General features: G+C 49.9%; 1 protein-coding gene and 1 rRNA gene. Both read left to right on the forward strand.

Annotation, left to right across the window (positions count from 1 at the left end; genetic code table 11):
• On the forward strand, window positions 1-226 hold a 226-nt coding region (locus BG60_RS39435; protein WP_206540343.1), incomplete at its 5' end, for a hypothetical protein.
• Between the two features lie 292 nt (window positions 227-518).
• Window positions 519-1,320 (forward strand): 16S ribosomal RNA (locus BG60_RS39310); the annotation flags it as partial.

Consider the following 1,320-nt stretch of genomic DNA (forward strand, 5'->3'; position numbering starts at 1 on the left):
GTCTATAATTCGCCCCACTTCCGGCGCAGTCGAAACGGAAAACTCCTTGGTAAACAAAGAGTTACGCAAGATTCGACAGCAACCTGCTTCAGTTCATCGAAGCCCAGAAAGAGTTGGTAGAGCAGTGTCGTTTGGCTCTATTAACGTTTCGATCCTCTCGGTCGAAAGCGGAGAAAAAGAGGTGTTGACAGCAGCGTGTAACGCTGTAGAATTCGCCTCCCGCTAACGAGAGATCGGAAGCGCAAGTGGTTGAAGTTACAAAGGAAACTTTGAAAACTTCTGAAAATAATCACTTGACAGCAAATGAGGCTGCTGTAGAATGCGCGCCTCGGTTGAGACGAAAGATCTTAACCAACCGCTCTTTAACAACTGAATCAAGCAATTCGTGTGGGTGCTTGTGGAGTCAGACTGATAGTCAACAAGATTATCAGCATCACAAGTTACTCCGCGAGAAATCAAAGATGTAACCAACGATTGCTGAGCCAAGTTTAGGGTTTCTTAAAAACCCAAAGATGTTTGAACTGAAGAGTTTGATCATGGCTCAGATTGAACGCTGGCGGCAGGCCTAACACATGCAAGTCGAGCGGTAGAGAGAAGCTTGCTTCTCTTGAGAGCGGCGGACGGGTGAGTAATGCCTAGGAATCTGCCTGGTAGTGGGGGATAACGTTCGGAAACGGACGCTAATACCGCATACGTCCTACGGGAGAAAGCAGGGGACCTTCGGGCCTTGCGCTATCAGATGAGCCTAGGTCGGATTAGCTAGTTGGTGAGGTAATGGCTCACCAAGGCGACGATCCGTAACTGGTCTGAGAGGATGATCAGTCACACTGGAACTGAGACACGGTCCAGACTCCTACGGGAGGCAGCAGTGGGGAATATTGGACAATGGGCGAAAGCCTGATCCAGCCATGCCGCGTGTGTGAAGAAGGTCTTCGGATTGTAAAGCACTTTAAGTTGGGAGGAAGGGCAGTAAGTTAATACCTTGCTGTTTTGACGTTACCGACAGAATAAGCACCGGCTAACTCTGTGCCAGCAGCCGCGGTAATACAGAGGGTGCAAGCGTTAATCGGAATTACTGGGCGTAAAGCGCGCGTAGGTGGTTTGTTAAGTTGGATGTGAAAGCCCCGGGCTCAACCTGGGAACTGCATCCAAAACTGGCAAGCTAGAGTACGGTAGAGGGTGGTGGAATTTCCTGTGTAGCGGTGAAATGCGTAGATATAGGAAGGAACACCAGTGGCGAAGGCGACCACCTGGACTGATACTGACACTGAGGTGCGAAAGCGTGGGGAGCAAACAGGATTAGAAACCCGAGTAGTCCAG

The organism is Caballeronia zhejiangensis (assembly GCF_000698575.1).
GTDB lineage: Bacteria > Pseudomonadota > Gammaproteobacteria > Burkholderiales > Burkholderiaceae > Caballeronia > Caballeronia zhejiangensis.